The organism is Oceaniglobus sp. K40-3 (assembly GCF_055808395.1).
Genome location: NZ_CM147868.1, coordinates 1,416,566 through 1,435,687, shown reverse-complemented (window position 1 = coordinate 1,435,687; position 19,122 = coordinate 1,416,566). Strand labels below are relative to the sequence as shown.

Annotated in this window: 13 protein-coding genes and 2 pseudogenes; 5 read left to right on the top strand and 10 right to left on the bottom strand. The window is 61.0% G+C overall.

The genetic code is table 11. The features are described from left to right. Window positions 1–14: 14 nt before the first annotated feature. Window positions 15–1,571, bottom strand: a complete 1,557-nt coding sequence (locus AC0L7P_RS07400; RefSeq protein WP_473435121.1) for a sugar ABC transporter ATP-binding protein — start codon at window positions 1,569–1,571, stop codon at window positions 15–17. A 207-nt stretch (window positions 1,572–1,778) separates the two neighbouring features. Between AC0L7P_RS07400 and AC0L7P_RS07395 the strand changes: the two genes are divergently transcribed. Then, window positions 1,779–3,278: a malonate--CoA ligase gene (locus AC0L7P_RS07395; RefSeq protein ID WP_473435120.1), complete on the top strand. Its 1,500-nt coding sequence runs from the start codon at window positions 1,779–1,781 to the stop codon at window positions 3,276–3,278. A 43-nt stretch (window positions 3,279–3,321) separates the two neighbouring features. Here the strand turns inward: AC0L7P_RS07395 and AC0L7P_RS07390 are convergent, their stop codons facing one another. The 5 genes from AC0L7P_RS07390 to AC0L7P_RS07370 are packed head-to-tail and all read right to left on the bottom strand — an operon-like array spanning window position 3,322 to window position 9,179. Beyond that, on the bottom strand, window positions 3,322–4,272 hold the full coding sequence (locus AC0L7P_RS07390; RefSeq protein WP_473435119.1) for a substrate-binding domain-containing protein: 951 nt from the start codon (window positions 4,270–4,272) through the stop codon (window positions 3,322–3,324). A gap of 59 nt (window positions 4,273–4,331) precedes the next feature. Next, entirely contained in the window at window positions 4,332–5,339 is a 1,008-nt protein-coding gene (locus AC0L7P_RS07385) for an ABC transporter permease (protein ID WP_473435118.1), read from the bottom strand. Continuing rightward, a complete protein-coding gene (locus AC0L7P_RS07380; protein WP_473435117.1) occupies window positions 5,336–6,862 on the bottom strand; it encodes a sugar ABC transporter ATP-binding protein in 1,527 nt (508 codons plus the stop codon). Before AC0L7P_RS07380 ends, AC0L7P_RS07385 begins: the two co-directional genes overlap by 4 nt. A 32-nt stretch (window positions 6,863–6,894) precedes the next feature. Next, a complete protein-coding gene (locus AC0L7P_RS07375) occupies window positions 6,895–7,641 on the bottom strand; it encodes an SDR family oxidoreductase (protein ID WP_473435116.1) in 747 nt (248 codons plus the stop codon). 14 nt (window positions 7,642–7,655) lie between these two features. After that, window positions 7,656–9,179 carry a UxaA family hydrolase gene (locus tag AC0L7P_RS07370; RefSeq protein WP_473435115.1) on the bottom strand — a complete coding sequence of 508 codons (1,524 nt, stop codon included), beginning with the start codon at window positions 9,177–9,179 and terminating at the stop codon, window positions 7,656–7,658. Between the two features lie 106 nt (window positions 9,180–9,285). Between AC0L7P_RS07370 and AC0L7P_RS07365 the strand changes: the two genes are divergently transcribed. The 3 genes from AC0L7P_RS07365 to AC0L7P_RS07355 all read left to right on the top strand — a co-directional run bounded on the left by AC0L7P_RS07365 (window position 9,286) and on the right by AC0L7P_RS07355 (window position 12,774). Then, on the top strand, window positions 9,286–9,978 hold the full coding sequence (locus tag AC0L7P_RS07365) for a GntR family transcriptional regulator (RefSeq protein ID WP_473435114.1): 693 nt from the start codon (window positions 9,286–9,288) through the stop codon (window positions 9,976–9,978). Window positions 9,979–10,101: 123 nt separating this feature from the next. Further along, complete coding sequence (locus AC0L7P_RS07360) at window positions 10,102–11,319, top strand: multidrug effflux MFS transporter (protein ID WP_473435113.1); 1,218 nt, start codon at window positions 10,102–10,104, stop codon at window positions 11,317–11,319. Window positions 11,320–11,382: 63 nt separating this feature from the next. Continuing rightward, window positions 11,383–12,774 (top strand): helix-turn-helix domain-containing protein, encoded by a 1,392-nt coding sequence (locus AC0L7P_RS07355; protein ID WP_473435112.1) that lies wholly within the window; start codon window positions 11,383–11,385, stop codon window positions 12,772–12,774. 29 nt (window positions 12,775–12,803) lie between these two features. Here AC0L7P_RS07355 and betA read toward each other — a convergent pair. The 4 genes and pseudogenes from betA to betI form a co-directional block, all read right to left on the bottom strand. Then, window positions 12,804–14,461 (bottom strand): annotated as a pseudogene (betA, locus tag AC0L7P_RS07350) (choline dehydrogenase). A 67-nt stretch (window positions 14,462–14,528) separates the two neighbouring features. Continuing rightward, window positions 14,529–15,986, bottom strand: coding sequence for a betaine-aldehyde dehydrogenase (gene betB / locus AC0L7P_RS07345; RefSeq protein ID WP_473435111.1), 1,458 nt, complete (start codon window positions 15,984–15,986; stop codon window positions 14,529–14,531). A gap of 33 nt (window positions 15,987–16,019) precedes the next feature. Continuing rightward, window positions 16,020–17,538: pseudogene (gene betC / locus AC0L7P_RS07340) on the bottom strand (choline-sulfatase). Beyond that, a complete protein-coding gene (betI, locus tag AC0L7P_RS07335) occupies window positions 17,535–18,113 on the bottom strand; it encodes a choline-binding transcriptional repressor BetI (protein ID WP_473435110.1) in 579 nt (192 codons plus the stop codon). Before betI ends, betC begins: the two are co-directional and overlap by 4 nt. Window positions 18,114–18,190: 77 nt before the next feature. Between betI and AC0L7P_RS07330 the strand changes: the two genes are divergently transcribed. Then, window positions 18,191–19,117 carry a choline ABC transporter substrate-binding protein gene (locus AC0L7P_RS07330; RefSeq protein WP_473435109.1) on the top strand — a complete coding sequence of 309 codons (927 nt, stop codon included), beginning with the start codon at window positions 18,191–18,193 and terminating at the stop codon, window positions 19,115–19,117. Window positions 19,118–19,122: the final 5 nt, after the last annotated feature.

Here is a 19,122-nt window from a genome sequence, read left to right as displayed (position 1 = left end):
GTATTCTCCGCACCCTATGCCGATCCAGAAAACTGCATCGCAAGGTCTTTGATGGCGTCATTGGTGATGTCTTCGCCCGTCAACGTGCCGGTCATCTGGCCTTCACACAGAACGATGACGCGGTCGCACACCGCAACGAATTCGGACAGTTCGGAACTGGTAAAGATGACCGACAGGCCCTTGTCGGCCAATTTTCCGACCAGATCGTAAATTTCATCCTTGGCGCCGATATCAATGCCACGGGTCGGTTCGTCCAACAGCAGGATACGCGGATTTGTGGCCAGCCATTTGCCCAGCACCACCTTTTGCTGGTTGCCGCCGCTCAGCTTGCCCACCACATGATCCGGCCCGTTGGCCACGATACGCAACTGTTCGATCGTTGAAAGCGTCTGGGATGTGCGCAACCGGCCCGACATCACGCCGAATTTCGATCTGAGGGGCATCAGCGGCAACATGACATTGTTGGCGATCGTGTCGGACAGGATCAATCCGTTGCCCTTGCGATCTTCGGTAATCAACGCCAACCCAAGGGCAACGCCATCCTTTGGCGTGACCGGGTGAACCGGTTCACCGTCGATCTCGATCCGCCCCTCATAGTGACCGCCGCGCGCCCCAAACAGTGCTTCAACCAGTTCCGTGCGCCCTGCCCCCAACAGACCGCCCACGCCCAGAACCTCGCCGTGGTGCAGGGTGAACGACACGTTTTTGACAACCTCGCGCTGATTGGCCCGCACGCTCAGCCCCTCAACCCGCAGCAGCGGTTTTTGGGTTGGGGGTGTCTTGCGGCGGACCGGTTTGATATCCACCGGACGCCCCACCATCATATGCACCAGTTCGGCGGGGGTGGTTTCAGTCACCAGTTTCGATCCGATCTGATTGCCATCGCGCAGCACCGTCACCCGGTCGGAAATCTCGAACACCTCATCCATGCGGTGCGAGATATAGATCACCGCGACCCCCTGAAGCGCCAGATCGCGCACGACCTCCATCAGAATGTCGGTTTCGTTCTGGGACAGGGCCGACGTCGGTTCATCCATGATCAGAACCCGCGCGTCCATCAACAGGGCGCGGGCAATTTCGACCAACTGTTGTTCCCCGACCCGCAAATCGCGAATGCGGGTGTCCACATCAAGGGTAAAGCCAAACCGGGCCAGCGCCGTGTTCGCCGTTTCGCGCAGTTTTGCACGGTCGATTTTCATCCCGAATGTTAGCGGCTCATGGCCCAGCATCACGTTTTCGGCCACGGTCATATCGGGGATCAGGCTTAATTCCTGATGCATGATGACGATGCCCAGGTCTTCGGCCTCGCGCGGCGAGGAAAAGCTGACCGGAACGCCATCAATAACCATCGAACCGGATGTGGGCTGTTGAACCCCGCTGATGATTTTCACAAGCGTGCTTTTGCCCGCCCCGTTTTCCCCCATCAACGTGTGAATTTCGCCGCCGGTGAAATCAACATTCACATCCCGCAGCACCGACACGCCCGAAAATGTCATGCCAATCTGCGCAAGGCGCAACTCGATCTTGCTGGGCGCGCCGCGCTGCTCGCGAAGCAGAGACGTTGAAACCATCGACACAGCTCCTCCCTGAAACTGACGATCCTTCGGTGTTACCGTTTCATATACGAAACGCGCACCATATGTAAGTCAAAAAACACCTCACCCAGAAAATCGATGTAAAGGCTTTTATCGACTTTCTTCCACTGACATGTCAGAACCGGGGGCACGGTGACCAACCGATCACGCCACCACCCCTGCCAAGCCCGAGGAAATTACATCGTGTCCAACGTCCTTTACGATACTCTGATCGCTCGTCACGCCCAGAGTGACACCCCTTTCCTGACGCTCGATGATGGCACCACGCTCAGCTATGGGGGGTTTGTGGCGCGGGTTGCGCAAATTGCCCATGTTTTGGCCGATGCGGGGGTGGTGCCGGGCGACCGGATTGTCGTTCAGGCCGCCAAACTTGCCGATACGCTGGCCCTGTACGGCGCGGCGTTACAGACCGGCGCGGTCTATCTGCCCCTGAACACGGGCTATACCCACAGCGAGCTGCGCTATTTCATCCACGACGCGACCCCCGCCGTTGTGGTCTGCGATGCCGGGGATGCCGCCGATCTGGGGGCGATCTGCACGCAAAACACCCGCGTTCTGACCCTCGCCAACGACGGGAGCGGCACCCTGTCGATACAGGCAAATGCCAAACCCACCACATTCGAAACCGTGCCGCGCGGCGCCGATGATCTTGCGGCGTTGCTCTATACCTCTGGCACCACAGGGCGGTCAAAGGGCGCGATGCTGTCGCACAAGAACCTGTTGTCCAACGCGCAATCCCTTACCGATCTGTGGCAGATCACCGATGCGGACCGGTTGATCCACGCCCTGCCGATCTTTCACACCCACGGATTGTTCGTGGCCCTGAACACTGCGCTGCTGGCCGGGGCGCAGGTGCGTTTCATGGGTGAATTCAATCTGGATACGATTATCGCAGAACTGCCCGCCTCGACCCTGCTGATGGGGGTGCCGACGTTTTACACCCGCCTGTTGGGTGACGCGCGGCTGACCCGCGATCTGGCCCACAACATGCGCCTGTTCGTATCCGGCTCGGCCCCCCTGCTGGCCGAGGTCCACAGCGCGTTCGAGGCCCGCACAGGCCACCGGATTCTTGAACGCTATGGCATGACCGAAACGAACATGATCGCCTCCAACCCCTATGACGGCGAACGGGTGGCGGGAACTGTCGGTTTTGCCCTGCCCGGCACCGAAGTGGTGATTACCGACAACGGCGCGCCCCTTGCCGCGAATGAAATCGGCATGATCGAGGTACGCGGCGACAACGTGTTTCAGGGGTATTGGAACATGCCCGAGAAAACCGCCGAAGAGCTGCGCGCCACGGGATTTTTCATCACCGGCGATCTGGGGGTGCAATCAGGCGACGGGCGCATCAGCATCGTCGGACGGCAAAAAGACCTGATCATTTCGGGGGGCTACAACATCTATCCCAAAGAAATTGAGGATGTCATCAACGATGTGGACGGCGTGCTTGAAAGCGCGGTATTCGGCGTGCCCCATCCCGATTTCGGCGAAAGCGTTCTGGCCGCTGTGGTGTTGGACGACACCAGCATCACGACCGAAACAATCGCCGCACAGGTCGAACATCACCTTGCGCGGTTCAAACACCCGCGCCGCTATATCCTGATTGAGGCCCTGCCGCGCAACACCATGGGCAAGGTGCAAAAAAACCTGTTGCGCGCTGAATATGGTGACAGCGTGTGTTGAAAAGTGGCGCAGCCCGGGCATAGCCCGGACTGCGCCAAAAGGATCAATCGTAAAGGACAGCCTGAATTTCAGGATCGTCGATGTTCGACTGGTCATAGTAGTAGAAACCGGTGTCGATGATCTTGGGCAGCTCTTCGCCGTTGATCGCGGCAACTGCGGCCTTGACGGTTTCATAGCCGATGCCGACCGGGTTCTGGGTGATCGCACCCGCCATCAGGCCATCGCGGATCGCGTCGGTCTGGGCCTTGCCCGAGTCATACCCGATAACCGTCAAACCTTCGGTACCCATCTCGCGCACGGCGTTGACGATACCAATGGCCGAGCCTTCGTTGGTGCCGAACATGCCGTCCAGATCGGGGTTGGCGGTCATGATCGCCTTGGCAACTTCGGTTGATTGCAACTGATCGCCGGCGCCATATTGCACGCTGACAACTTCGATGTCGGGATATTCCGCTTCGATCCGGTTCAGGAAACCGTCACGCCGGTCGATACCCGTGCGGCTGGTCTGATCGTGCGCAACAACGGCAACCTTGCCTTTGCCACCGATCAGTTCGGCCATCTTGTCAGCGGCCAGCCCGGCGGCTGCAACGTTGTCGGTTGTGGCGGTCGTGACGGGAATGTCGCTGTCGACACCGCTGTCAAAAGCGACGATCGGAATGCCCGCATCAGCGGCCTGACGCAGCAGCGGAATGGCCGCCTGGCTGTCGAGGGCGGCAAAACCGATGGCGGCGGGATTGTTGGCCAGGGCGGCGGCCAGCATGTCAATCTGACGGTCAACCATGGTTTCGTTGTCGGGGCCTTCGAAGGTGATGCGAACACCGAATTCCTCGGCGGCCTGATCGGCGCCGGATTTCACGGCCTGCCAGAACTGGTGCTGGAACCCCTTCGAGATCAGCGGGATGTAAAGCTTGCCATCCTGTGCGGCAACGGCAGATGCCGATCCCAGGGCAAGCGTGGCGCTCAGGGCGCCAATGAGAACGCGACGTGACAACATGTGGTTTCCTCCTCGGTTGTCGATTGGCCGGACCATTCGTGGGTCAGGCCGCTTGGTGATCAGTTGGATTTCTTGCGGCGCATCATGTCGGCGTAAACCGCCAGAATGATGATCGCGCCAGTAACGACGGTTTGCCATTCCTGCGCCACGGACAGAACCCGCAGGCCGTTGGTCAGCACCGCCATGATAAGCGCCCCGATAAGCGAGCCAAGGATCGAACCGCGCCCGCCGGACAGGGACGTGCCGCCAATGACCACGGCGGCAATCGCCTCCAGCTCATAGCCAAGGCCCAATGCGGGCTGTGCGGAATTCAGGCGCGACGCGATAAGCAGGCCGGCGATTCCGACAATGCCCCCCGCCACGGCATAGATGGCGATTTTCCAGCGGTCGGTGTTCACCCCCGACAGGCGCACGGATTCTTCGTTCGAACCTAGGGCAAAGCAATACCGCCCCAACACCGTCCGGTTCAGAACATAGGCGGTGACGGCGGCAACGATGAACAGGATCAGCACACCGTTGGGGATTGGCACGGCAGGGATGATTTCACCGATCAGCGACCCGCGCGAAATATTGCTGAACCCCGGCGTATCGTTGAAATAAATCGGGCGGGTGCCGGAAATGACAAGGCTCAGCCCCTTGAGGATCAGCATCATGCCAAGGGTGGCAATGAACGGCGGGATTTTCATCTTGGCCACGAAACTGCCCGACGCCGAGCCGCACAGCGCGCCCGTGGCCACCGCAGCAATGACCCCCAACAAAAGGGGCATCCCCGCATAGGTCAGAACCACGCCGGTGATGACGGCACAGAATGTCATCATGGTGCCAACCGACAGATCAATCCCGCCGGTGATGATAACCAGCGTCACCGCGATCGCCAGCACACCGTTCACCGATGTCGCCTGCAAGATGGCAATCATATTCGACGTCTGCATGAAATTGGATGACGCAACCGAGAACCCGATCAACAGCACGATCAGGCTGGCAAAGGCCAGCACCCTTTGGTGGGTGCCTGCGGCGATGATCCGCGACAGGGCCGACTTGGGGGCGTTAACTGTGGTGGTGGTCATAGTGTTTCCTCCGCGCCGGCCAGCGCTGTGTCGCGCTGTGTGGCCAATTCCATGATGTCTTCCTGGGTGGTTCCGGCGCCGCCGGGCAGAATGCCGGTCAGGCGGCCTTCGCACATCACCGCAATGCGATGGCTCAGGCGCATGACTTCGGGCAATTCCGATGAGATCACGATGATTGCCCGCCCCTGTGCCGCCAGATCTTCGAGCAGGGCATAGATTTCCGATTTCGCGCCAACGTCGATTCCGCGCGTCGGTTCGTCAAAGATCAGAACATCGCAATCGCGCAACAACCATTTTGCAATGACCACCTTCTGTTGGTTTCCGCCCGACAAAAGCCGCACATCCTGCATATCCGAAGGGGTGCGGATGCCAAGGCGTTCGATGTATTTCACCGCCGTGCGTTTCATCGCCGCCTCATCCAGAACGCCGGTGCGGCTGGTGAACTGGCCAAGGTTGGCCATGGCGACATTGGCACGCACGGTCATATCGACAGCCAGACCAAAGTGTTTGCGATCCTCTGACAGATACCCGATCCCCGCCTCGACGGCGGCATGGGGGGTGCGGATGTTAACCGGTTGCCCGCCCACCAGAATCTCGCCCTTGTCGCGGGGATCGGCGCCAAAGATGATCCGCGCCACTTCGGTGCGCCCCGCCCCCATCAGGCCCGCAAAACCCAGAATTTCGCCTTTGCGCACGTCGAAACTGACATCGCGCACCTCTTTGCCGCGCGACAGGTTGCGCACCTCAAGGGCGACAGGATTTTGCGAGGTGTCGGGCACAACCGGCGCGCTTTGGGTCACTTCGCGCCCCACCATCAGTTGGATGATCGTCGAAAGCGGCGTATCGGCGGCCTGAACCGTGTCGATATAGGCCCCGTCGCGCAGGATGGTAACACGGTCGGCAATCCGTTTGATTTCGTCCATACGGTGGCTGATATAAACGATGCCCACGCCATCGGCCTTGAGCTTTTCGATCACCCGGAACAATTCGGCAATCTCAGCGTCGTTCAGCGCCGCCGTCGGTTCGTCCATGATCAGAACGCGCGGATCATAGGACAGCGCCTTGGCAATTTCGATCAACTGCTGGCGGGCAATCGTCTGGGTGCTGACCTGTGTGCGCGGGTCCATCTTCAGGTTCAGCGAGGCAAAGATTTCGGCGGTTTTCCGGTTCAGCTCCGGTTCGTCCAGCCGGCCGAAACTGCGCCGTGGTTCGCGCCCGATCAACACGTTCTGGGCCGCCGTCAGATCATTCATCAGGCTGAGTTCCTGATGGATGATCCCAATGCCCAGATCCTGCGCCGCGCGCGGGCTGTCGGGCGTCACCGGATCGCCGTTCACGAACATTTCGCCGCCGTCGCGGGCATAAATGCCGGACATGATTTTCATCAGGGTCGATTTCCCGGCGCCATTCTCGCCCATCAGGGCGTGAACTTCGCCAGGACGAAGATTGAATTGCACGGCTTTCAGGGCGTGAACGCCGGGAAAGCGTTTTTCGATCCCCTTCATCTCGACCAGATAACTCATGTGGTTCAGCCCTCCCAAGCCTGTCCTGCGTCTCAGATCGTTACGCCGCCATCAACAAGAAATGTCTGCCCGGTCACGAAACGGCTGCCGTCGGACAGCAGATGCACGACCGTGGGGGTCATATCGTCGACCGTGGCCAGGCGGCCCATGGGCTGTCGCGCGATGAAATCCTTTTCCGCCTGAACAGGGTCCGCCGCCGAGGCAATGCGCCCCCGCAAGGAAGGTGTATCAACCGTGCCGGGGCATAGGGCGTTGCAGCGCAGATTCTGCGCGACAAAATCCGCCGCGATCGCCTTGGTCAGCCCGATCACGGCGGCCTTGCTGGCGCCATATGCCGTGCGATTGACAAAGCCCTTTTCGGACGACGCCATGGATGCCATGTTCAGGATCGACGCGCTCCCTGCACTTTCGGCGCGGCGCAACAGGCCGGGCACAAAGGCGCGGCACATGCGCATCATCGACGTCACGTTCAGGCTGAGCGCGAAATCCCAGTCGGCATCCGTCACGTCAAGAACGCTGCCGTTATGGACAACCCCGGCGCAGTTGAACATGCCGTCAAGGTCAGGAAGATCGGCGGCAAGCGCGGTGATCGCCGTGCCATCGGTCACATCAAGAACGCGGGTTTCGATCCCTTTGACATCACCAAGGTCGGCCAGAAGATCGCCGTTCAGATCCGTCGCGATAACCCTGGCCCCGGCGGCGGCACAGGCCCGCGCACTGGCGGCCCCGATGCCCTGCCCCGCGGCGGTGATCAGGATGGTTTTGTTCTCAAGCGTCATATCAATTCCCATGTTCACATTACCGCGCCAATCTGCCAAGGCACGAATTCGACCCCGCCAAACCCCAGGTCTTCGCTTTTCGTCTGCTCGCCCGAGGCGATGGCGATAAACATCTCGAAAATATCGCGCCCCTTGTCCTCAAGGCTGACGCCATCACTAACGATATCGCCGCAATTTATGTCCATATCGCCCGCCATGCGGTGATACATTTCCGAATTGGTAGCGATTTTAATGCAGGGTGTCGGCATATAGCCCGAAACCGAACCGCGCCCGGTGGTAAACACGATCAGGTTCGCGCCCGAGGCAATCTGGCCCGTCACCGAACAGGGATCAAACCCGGGGCTGTCCATGAAAACAAAGCCCTTTTTGTCGATCTTTTCACCGAACAGATACACATCCGTCAGGGGCGCGCTGCCGCTTTTGGCAACGGCACCCAGCGATTTTTCAAGGATCGTGGTCAGCCCGCCGCGTTTGTTGCCCGGGCTGGGGTTGTTATCCATTTCGCCGTGATTGCGGGCGGTGTAATCTTCCCACCACCGCACCCGGTCAATCAGCTTTTCCCCCACCTCGACCGACACCGCGCGCCGGGTCAGCAAGTGTTCTGCGCCATAGATTTCAGAGGTTTCCGACAGGATCGTGGTGCCGCCGTGGCGCACCAGCAGATCAGAGGCCACCCCAAGGGCCGGGTTGGCGGTGATGCCGGAATATCCGTCCGATCCGCCGCATTGCATCCCCACCATCAACTGTGAAACAGGCGCAGGTTTCCGGGTGGCGGTGTTGGCCAGTTCGGCAATACCGCGCAATTCGGCAAGCCCCTTTTCAATCGTCTTGCGGGTGCCACCCTCGTGCTGAATCGTCATATAGCGCAGCGCGCCATCGGCCCGGATCGCCCGCCCACCCACAAGGGCCGACACCTGCATCACTTCGCAGCCAAGCCCGATCAAAAGGATACCGCCGAAATTGGGGTGCTGCGCATACCCCGAAAGCGTGCGGAACAATGTGGCATAGCCCTCGTTTTCGCCGGACATGCCACAGCCGGTGCCATGGGTGATCGGGACGATCCCGTCGATATTGGGGAATTCATCAAGCAACCCGGATTTTTCAGCCGCCTCAGCAATGAATTTGGCAACCGACCCCGAGCAGTTCACGGATGTCAGAATCCCAAGATAATTGCGCGTGCCCACCCGCCCATCGGCCCGGTGATAGCCCTCGAACGTGCGCCCATCGGGGGCCGGGTCAAGGGTGGATGCCGCGCTGGCATGGGCATAATCGCGGGTGTGTTCCCCCATTCCAAGGTTTTGGACGTGAACATGTTCACCCGCTGCAATGTCGGCGGTCGCCTGACCGATGGTCTGACCATAGCGCAGCACGTTCTGCCCCGCCCGAATCGGAGCGATCGCAACCTTGTGCCCCTGCTTGACCGACTGGGTAAGAACCGGCCCGCCGGCGCTGGCCGCCTCGCCTGCGGGAATATCCGCCAATGCAATGGCCACATTATCCTGCGGGTGAAGGGTAAGCATTCGGGGCAGTTGGCTCATGTGGCGCATTCCTCTGGCTGATGGACGAACGATCCGATAATTTGCGTACTAGCTTGACTTGCTTCACATGTCAACTAACATGTCAGTTGGAAGGTTCAAAATACCCATGCCTGATCGCGCGCTTGATATCACCGGTTTGGAAGGCCCGCTTGGTCAGCGGATCTATACGGCGTTGCGCAACAGCATTCTGGATATGTCCCTGAAACCCGGAACAGTATTGCGCAAAGGTGCCCTGTGCGAACAGCTTGGCGTCTCTCGCTCGCCCGTTGCCGAGGCGTTGGGGCGGCTGTCCTCGGATGGGCTGGTCGATATCATCCCGCAATCCGCAACCCGCGTGTCGCAGTTTTCCATGGACGCGCTGCGCGAAGAGAACTTTCTGCGCGAAGCCGTCGAAGTTGCCGCCGTTGCACGGGTGGCCGAACGGCGCACCGATGACCAGATCACCAAATTATCGCGCAATCTGCGATTGCAGGTACTGCTTGTCGAGGACAAGGATTTTCAGGGGTTCTTTGAGGCGGATCTGGAATTTCACGAACTGATCCTTGGCTTTACCGGGTTTCCCAAGGTTGCCCTTGCCGCCGGCCAGATGTCGCTTCAGCTTCAGCGCGCGCGCATGTTGATTTTACCCGAACCGGGACGCCCTGCCGAAGCGGTGGCAGAACATCACGCGATTTTCGACGCGATCAAGGCAAGCGACCCAAAGGCAGCGCGCACCGCGATGTTGGTGCATTTGGATCAGTTAATTCAGCGCATTGAGCCCCTTGAATCTCGGCACCCTGATTTCTTTCGCCCGGCGTGATCCTCGGGTTTCCCGAGAACAGATCACGATGTGCGGTGCCCCTGCACCTCAAGGCAATCAGGATCGGCACTATTTCAACAACAGGCATGGACGCCCCCGTTACCCCGCCATAGATTGCGCCCGATGACAAACAAAGTTCCGGTGCGGTTTCTTGATCGCACGACCCCTCCGCATATTTTCACGCTGATCCTGCTGGCCGGGATTTCGGCGCTGGCGATGAATATCTTTTTGCCGTCGTTGCCGGGAATGACCACCTATTTCGACACCGATTATGCCACGATGCAGCTGTCGGTGGCGTTTTATCTGGTGGGCAATGCGGTGTTGCAACTGCTGATCGGCCCGATTTCCGATCGGTATGGCCGCCGCCCCGTGGTGCTGTTTGGCGGCGGGGTGTTCATTCTCTCGTCAGTCGCATGCATCTTTGCGCCCAGCGTTGAAATCTTTCTGGCGTTGCGGGTGGTGCAGGCGATCGTGATTTCGGGCCTTGTGCTCAGCCGCGCGGTGATCCGCGATATGGTACCACAGGAACAGGCGGCGTCGATGATCGGCTATGTCACCATGGGCATGGCCGTGGCCCCCATGGTTGCCCCGGCTTTGGGCGGCGCTTTGGATGCGTCATTCGGCTGGAAGGCCAGCTTTTGGGTGCTGGCCGGAATGGGAATCCTGATTCAGTGGCTGGTCTGGAAGGATCTGGGCGAAACCGCCCCCGTCCGCACCACCAGCCTTGCCGAACAGGTGCGTGAATACCCCGAGCTTCTCGCCTCGCGGCGGTTCTGGGGCTATTGTCTGGCGGCGGCTTTCACCTCGGGGGCCTTCTATGCCTACCTTGGCGGCGCGCCCTATGTGGGCACCAACGTGTTCGGCATGGACCCGGCCACCCTTGGCATTTTCTTTGGCGCACCTGCCATCGGCTATATGATCGGGAATTTCATAACCGGGCGCTTTGCCGTGCGCTTTGGGATCAACGGGATGATCCTGACCGGCGCAATCCTGTCGGCAGGCGGGTTGTTTACCGCGCTGATCCTGTTCTTGCTGGGCTTTGGCGGGCCTTATGTCTTCTTTGGCTTCATGATCTTTGTCGGGCTGGGCAACGGGCTGGTTCTGCCCAACGCCACGTCGGGGATGCTTTCGGTGCGGCCGCATCTGGCCGGCACCGCCTCGGGGTTGGGTGGGGCGATCATGATCGGCGGCGGCGCGGCGCTGTCGGTTCTCGCGGGGATTTCGCTGGAAAACGGTCAGGGCGCGCTGCCGCTGGTCTGGATCATGGTCGCCACCTCGGTCCTGTCGCTTTGCGCAGCGCTCTATACGGTGCGCCGTGATCGGGCAATGACCGGCAACTGACCCTTGCGCACGGCGCTTTGCAACGGCAAACTCGGCTTTGCAAATCCCCGCGAAAGGCGCGCCATGGCCCCCCAAAAACTCTATGCCGGTGTGAAACTGCGCGACATCCGCACCCGGCTGGGCCTGACGCAAAAGGCCTTTGCCGAAAAGCTGGGCGTTTCCCTGCCCTACCTCAACCAGATGGAGAACAACAACCGCCCCGTGTCCACCGGTGTGGTTCTGGCGCTGGCAAGCGAGTTTGGCTTTGACGTCACCGAACTGACAAGCGGCGACGCCGAACGTGTGGTCACCGACATGCGCGAGGCGCTGGCCGATCCGGTCTTTACCGACGATCCGCCGCCGCTGGCCGATCTGCGCCTTGCGGCATCAAACGCCCCGGCGCTGGCCCGCGCGTTTCTGCATCTGCATCGCAGTTATCGCCAGACCCACGAACGCCTTGCCTCACTGGATGAATCTTTGGGCCACGACGGGCGCGCCCTGCAACAAAGCCCCTGGGAAGAGGTGCGCGATTTCTTTCACTATTGCGACAATTACATTGATGCAGTGGACCGTGCCGCCGAAAGATTTGCACAAAACGGGGATTCAGTCGTGCGGGCGCAGGATGCGCTCAAGACCCGCGGAATTGATACGCTCATCCGTGATGACACCCTGCTGCGCCACTTCGACCCCGAGGCGGGGCTTCTCATCCTGTCGGCCCGTGCCGCGCCCGCCACCCGGGCGTTTCAAATGTTGCATCAACTGGCCCTGCTGACCCAGAACGACCTGATCGAGGCGACCCTTGATCTGGCCCGGTTCCGCTCAGACGAGGCGCGCGCGATTGCCAAACTGGGGTTGGCCAATTATTTCGCCGGCGCCGCCCTGTTGCCCTATGGCGCGTTTCTGGCTGCCGCGCAGGACACCCGCCACGATCTTGAACTTTTGTCAGATCGCTTTGGTGCCAGCATCGAACAGGTGGCGCATCGCCTGTCCACCCTGCAACGCCCGGGCGCCAAGGGCGTGCCGTTCTTTTTCGTGCGCGTCGATCAGGCCGGCACGATCACCAAACGCCATTCCGCCACGCAATTGCAATTCGCCCGGTTCGGCGGGGCCTGCCCCCTGTGGAACGTCCACCGCGCCTTTGAAACCCCCGGGCGGTTCCTGCGGCAGTTGGCGCAAACCCCCGACGGCTTGCGTTACCTGTGCCTGGCCCGGGATGTGAGCAAATCCGGCGGCAGTTTCGCCGCCCCCACCCGCCGCTTTGCCATAGGCCTGGGGTGCGAGGTGAAACACGCTTCGGCCCTCGTTTATGCCGACACGCTGGATGTCTCAAGTGGCGCGGTGTTTGAACCCATCGGCATTTCCTGCCGCATCTGCGAACGGGAAAATTGCCACCAGCGGTCGGTTCCGCCGCTGGAGCGACGCCTGACCATCGACCCGGATCGGCGCGGCACATTGCCCTATCGCGTCGAGCGGTAAGGCTACGCCACGGGGCTGAATATTGCGGATCACCTTTGGCCAACCTGCCAGTTGGGGTTGATCCAGGGTTCGGCGTTGTCAGCGGCCAGCGGCGTGCGACCCAGAATATGGTCAGAGGCCTTTTCCCCCACCATGATCGACGGTGCATTCAGGTTGCCATTGGTGATCCGGGGAAACACCGAACTGTCCGCCAGACGCAGCCCATCCACCCCGATCACCCGACATTCCGGGTCGACCACCGCGCGCCGGTCATCCGCCTGCCCCATCCGGGCGGTGCCGCAGGGATGATAGGCGCTTTCAACGTGATCGCGGATCACATCATTCAGCTCATCATCACTCTGGGCGGTCGCGCCGGGTTGGATTTCATCCCCCGCAAAGGGCGCAAAGGCCGGTTGGGCAAAAATTTCACGGGTCAGGCGAATACAGGTGCGAAAGTCCTCCCAATCCTCATCGTGGGACATGTAATTGAACCGGATCACCGGCGCCGCGGCAGGATCGGCACTGCGCAGGGTCACATTGCCCCGGGATTTTGAGCGCATGGGCCCGACATGGGCCTGAAACCCATGCCCCTCGGCCGCGGCCTGCCCGTCATAGCGCACGGCAATGGGCAGGAAATGATACTGGATGTCCGGGTATTCGATGCCCGCCCGACTGCGGATAAAGGCCGCACTTTCAAACTGGTTGCTGGCCCCCGGGCCGGTGCCGGTGAACAACCAGCGCGCCCCGACATAGGCCTTGCCCATGAGGTTCCAGTATTTGAACAGGGAAACCGGCTGAGTCGCGGCCATCTGGATATAAAGCTCCAGATGGTCCTGAAGATTGGCACCAACGCCGGGCCGGTCGGCGATCACGTCAATCCCGTGATCGGCCAGATGCGCCGCCGGGCCGATCCCCGACAGCATCAGCAGCTTGGGCGAATTGAGCGATGAGGCCGCAAGGATCACCTCGCGCCGGGCGCGAATGACCTTTCGCTGCCCGCCCTGCTCAACCTCAACCCCCACCGCGCGGCCCTCTTCAATCACCACCCGAGTGGCCAGGGCGCGTATCAAATCGCAATTTTGCCGCTTCAGCGCCGGTTTCAGATAGGCATTGGCCGCTGACCAGCGCCGCCCGTTGAAAATGGTCGCTTCCATGGGGCCAAAGCCCTCTTGCTGTTGACCATTATAATCGCCGGTGGTCTGATACCCCGCCTGGGCACCGGCCTGCACGAATGCCTGCACCAGCGGATTGTCGCGCCGCCCACGCGATACATGCAGCGGGCCATCGGTGCCGCGCCACGCCGTATCACCGCCGTGACCGCCATCATGCCAATGCTCCATCCGCTTGAAGTAAGGCAAGACATCGGCAAACCGCCAGCCAGCGGCGCCCATATGGGCCCAGGTGTCGAAATCCCGGGCGTGTCCCCGGACATAAACCATGCCGTTGATGCTGCTTGACCCACCAATCACCTTGCCCCGGGGCGTGGCCACGGACCGCCCCCGAGGTGCGGTTCGGGTTCGCTGGCATAGCCCCAATCATAACGGGCCATGTTCATGGGATAGGATAGCGCCCCGGGCATCTGAATAAACGGGCCCGCATCGGTGCCACCGTGTTCGATCACCAGAACCGAAGACCCGGCTTCGGACAGGCGAAAGGCCATGGCGCAACCGGCGCTGCCAGCGCCGATGATAACGAAATCCGCTTCCATCACGGCGCTCCTCGGTCCTGACGTCCCTCGTCGCGAAGAGCGACCGCAAGGGAGCGATGAGCACCGCTCAAAACGGCGCCTCCACATCGCCCATGGCCACATAAACCGATTTCACCTGAGAATAATGATTGATCGCCTCTTTCGAATTCTCACGCCCAACCCCCGACGCCTTGACCCCGCCAAAGGGGGCTTCGACCGGCGCCAGATTATAGGTATTGATGTAACAGGTGCCGGCCTCAAACCCCTGCGCCACCCGGTGTGCACGGGTCAGATCACGCGTAAATACCCCCGCCGCCAAACCAAACTGGGTGTCATTGGCGCGGGCGATCACTTCATCTTCGGTATCGAAATCCAGTACCGACAGGACCGGGCCAAAAATTTCATCCCGCGCGATGGTCATTCCATCGGTGACGTCGGTAAACACCGTGGGTTCCAGAAAGAACCCCTCGCGCGCCACGCGCCCACCACCGTGGGCCAAGGTTGCACCTTCGCTGACGCCCTTTGCGATAAAGCCCTGCACAAGCTCCATCTGCCGTTCACTGACCATGGGTCCGAAATTCACCGCCTTGTCCAGCGGATCACCGATCACCACATCGCCCAGCCGTTCGCACAACCGCGCCACGAACGCATCGCGCAAACCGCGCTGCACGAACACGCGGGTGCCGTTGGAACACACCTGCCCGGTGGAATAGAAATTGCCCAGAATTGCACCCGAAACGGCATTTTCCAGATCAGCGTCGTCAAAGATCACCAGCGGGGATTTGCCACCCAATTCCATGGTAACGTGTTTCATTCCGGCAGCCGCAGCGGCATAGACACGGCGCCCGGTGGGCACCGAGCCGGTCAGCGATACCTTGGCCACGCGCGGATCACCAACCAATGCGCCCCCCACGGCGCCCATGCCCTGCACCACGTTGAACACACCCGGCGGTGCGCCCGCCTCGATCAGGATTTCGGCCACTTTCAGCGCACACAACGGGGTGGTTTCCGAGGGTTTGAACACCATCGTATTGCCACAGGCCAGGGCCGGTGCTGCCTTCCAACAGGCAATTTGGGTGGGATAATTCCAAGCCCCGATCCCGACACAAACGCCCAGAGGTTGGCGCACCGTATAGACCCAGTCGGCGCCCAGTTGGATATGTTCGCCCGTCAGGCTCCCGGCCAGCCCGCCGAAATATTCCATTGCATCCGCCCCGCTGGTGGCATCCGCGACGCTGGTTTCGGAATAGGGTTTCCCGGTATCGAGGGTTTCCAGCGCCGAAAGGTCATGATTACGGTCCCGCATGATATCGGCGGCGCGGCGCAGGATGCGGCCCCGCGCGGTGCCGGTCATCGCCGCCCAGATCACCCCGGCACGGCGGGCCGCAGCCAGGGATTGTTCGATAATTGCAGGTGTTGCGGCGTAAACCCGCGCGATTGGCACCCCGGTTGCGGGATAAATGCAATCTATCGGTTCGCCGCTGGTGTCTTCGACATAGGCGCCATCGATAAAATGGCTGGCGGTGGGTTGGGCATTATGGGTCATTTTTGAGTATTTTCATCAGTAAAAAGCGGGGATTCATTCGCCGCGGGGGAAGCGGGCGATTTCTTCGACGGTGTTCAGGTCCATGTCGTTGCGCATATAGCGGCGGGCGGCGGGTTGGACCGGCTGGAAATCCCAGGGGGTGTAGGTGCCTTGACGCAGAGCCTCGTAAACCACCCAGCGGCGGGCCTGGCTTGCGCGGACCTCGGCATCGAAGTGTTCGAGATCCCAGCGGGCGGCGGCGGTGCGGCGGAATTGTTCCAGAACGGCGGCGCTGGCCGGGTCGTCGGACAGATTGTTCAACTCGTCCGGGTCGGTTTCGAGATCGAACAATTGTTCGGGGTCGAGCGCGCAGTTGGTGTATTTATATTGTCCCTGCCGCAGGGCAATCAGCGGCGACCAGGACGCCTCTGCGGCGTATTCCATCGCGACCGGTTCATCGCGCGGGGTGCCTTTGGTCAGGGGCAGCAGGCTCTGCCCGTCGGTCCAGGGCGTTACCTGGGCCATGTCAACACCGGCCAGATCGCACAGGGTGGGGCAGACATCGAGCGTGCTGACCGGCGTGTCGATTTTTCCGGCGGGCACTCCCGCGCCGCAGACCATCAGCGGCACCCGCGCAGCGCCTTCGAGGAAGGTCATCTTGAACCACAGCCCCCGTTCGCCCAGCATGTCCCCGTGATCGGAGACCAGCAGGATCACCGCGTCCTGACGGCTGCCCTCCAGCGCCTCGAACACCTCGCCTATCTTGTCATCAAGGTATGATATATTGGCGAAATAGGCCCGGCGCGAGCTGTTTCACGTCGTCTTCGGCTATGTCGAAGCTGCGCCAGTCGTTGGCGTCGAAAATCCGTTGTGCGTGGGGGTCGTGATCTTCGTATGCCATGGCCGGAACCCGGGGCAGCAGGTGGTCGCAATCCTCGTAGAGATCCCAGTATTTTTTCCGCGCAACATAGGGGTCGTGCGGATGCGTGAACGAGACAGTCAGACACCAGGGGCGCGCATCCTTGCCCCGGGCCAAATCATAGACCTTGCGCGTGGCGTGATAGGCGACCTCATCGTCATATTCCATCTGGTTGGAAATCTCGGCGACGCCCGCGCCGGTGACGCTGCCCATGTTGTGATACCACCAGTCAATCCGTTCGCCAGGCTTGCGATAATCGGGCGTCCAGCCGAAATCGGCGGGATAGACATCGGTGGTCAGGCGTTCTTCGAATCCGTGCAACTGATCGGCGCCGACAAAGTGCATCTTGCCCGACAGGCTGGTCTGATACCCCGCGCGGCGCAGGTGGTGGGCATAGGTGGGCAGATCGGAACGGAATTCGGCCGCGTTGTCATAGACGCCAGTTTTGCTGGGCAACAGGCCGGTCATGAACGAGGCCCGCGACGGGCCGCAGAGGGGCGAGGCGCAATAGGCGTTGGAAAACCGGGCCGAACGCGCTGCCAGCCGCTTCAGGTTGGGCGCATGCAGCCAATCGGCGGGGCCATCCGGGAACAAGGTGCCGCTGAGCTGATCCACCATGAAAATCAGGATGTTGGGGGCGGTGTGCGTGGTCATGTTTGTGCCCCGATCAGGCGGTCGACCACATCCAGCACGCTGGCGACGGCCACGTCGCCGCTCATTTCATCGCCCAGAGCCGCCCGCAGATACAGCCCGTCGATCAGCGCGCCCAGAAGCCGGGCCACCTCTTCGGCGCGGGCACCGCACAGGGGGCGCAACTCATTCAGCAGATTCGAGCGCAACCGCCGCTGATAGACTGCCAAAAGGCGCCCTGCCTCGTGCACCGTGTGGGCCTGTACGTAAAACGTCAGCCAGGCCGCGATCACTTCGCGGCGGAAATTGCCCGGTTCGAAATTGGCGCGCAAAATCCGCTCCAGCCGGTCGCGCGGGGCCGTCGCGCCAATCAGCGCACCCCGCACCGAAGCGCCGTAAATCGTCAGGATATGGCGCATGGCGGCCAGAAATATCTGATCCTTGCCGCCAAAATAATGGTGCGCCAGCGCCGTCGACATGCCCGCCCGGCGCGCGATCTGCCCCACGGTCACGTCAAGGGAACCGGCCTTGCCGATTTCGTGGATCGTTGCTTGGACCAACGCGTCGCGCCTGATAGGCTCCATACCAACCTTGGGCATATCTCTCTCCGGGTGTTGCCATGTAAGGCTAAATGTTTTTTAACTGACTCGTCAATCAATAAACCCAGGGAGCGTCCATGATGCTGAAATCCGCCCTTTCCATTCTTGCGCTGAGTGCCACGGCAGGTGCCGCGCTGGCCGACTGCGATTCCATCAACTTTGCCGATGTGGGCTGGACCGACATCACCGCCACAACAGCCGCCACCACCGTGGTTCTGGATGCGTTGGGATATGACACCGACATCAAGGTGCTGTCGGTGCCGGTCACCTATACGTCGATGGCCGCCGGGGACATCGACGTGTTTCTTGGCAATTGGATGCCCACCATGGAGGGCGATATCGCCCCCTACCGCGAAGCGGGCACTGTCGACACCGTGCGCGCCAATCTGGAAGGGGCGAAATATACCCTGGCCGTGAACAAGGCCGCCGCCGATCTGGGCATTGCCAGCTTTGCCGATATTGCCGCCCACAAGGACGCGCTGGAAGGCAAGATTTACGGCATCGAGCCGGGCAATGACGGCAACCGCCTGATCATGGATATGATCGACGGCGATGCCTTTGACCTTTCGGGGTTCGAGGTGGTCGAATCCAGCGAACAGGGGATGCTGGCGCAGGTGGCCCGCGCCGACCGCCGCGATGAACCCGTCGTGTTTCTGGGGTGGGAGCCGCACCCGATGAACGCCAAATTTGATATGCATTACCTGACGGGGGGTGATGATTTCTTTGGCCCCAATCTGGGCGGTGCCACGGTTTATACCAACACCCGCGCCGGATATGGCGATGAGTGCAAGAACGTCGGCACCCTGCTGGACAATCTCGTCTTTTCCCTTGCCATGGAGAATGAGATCATGGGCAGCATCCTGAACGACGCCGAGCAACCCGCAGCGGCAGCCAAGACGTGGCTCACCGCGCACCCCGATGTTCTGGACGGCTGGCTTGCCGGTGTGACCACCAAAGACGGCCAGCCGGGCGCGCCGGCGGTGCGCGCCGAACTGGGGCTGTAACGCCC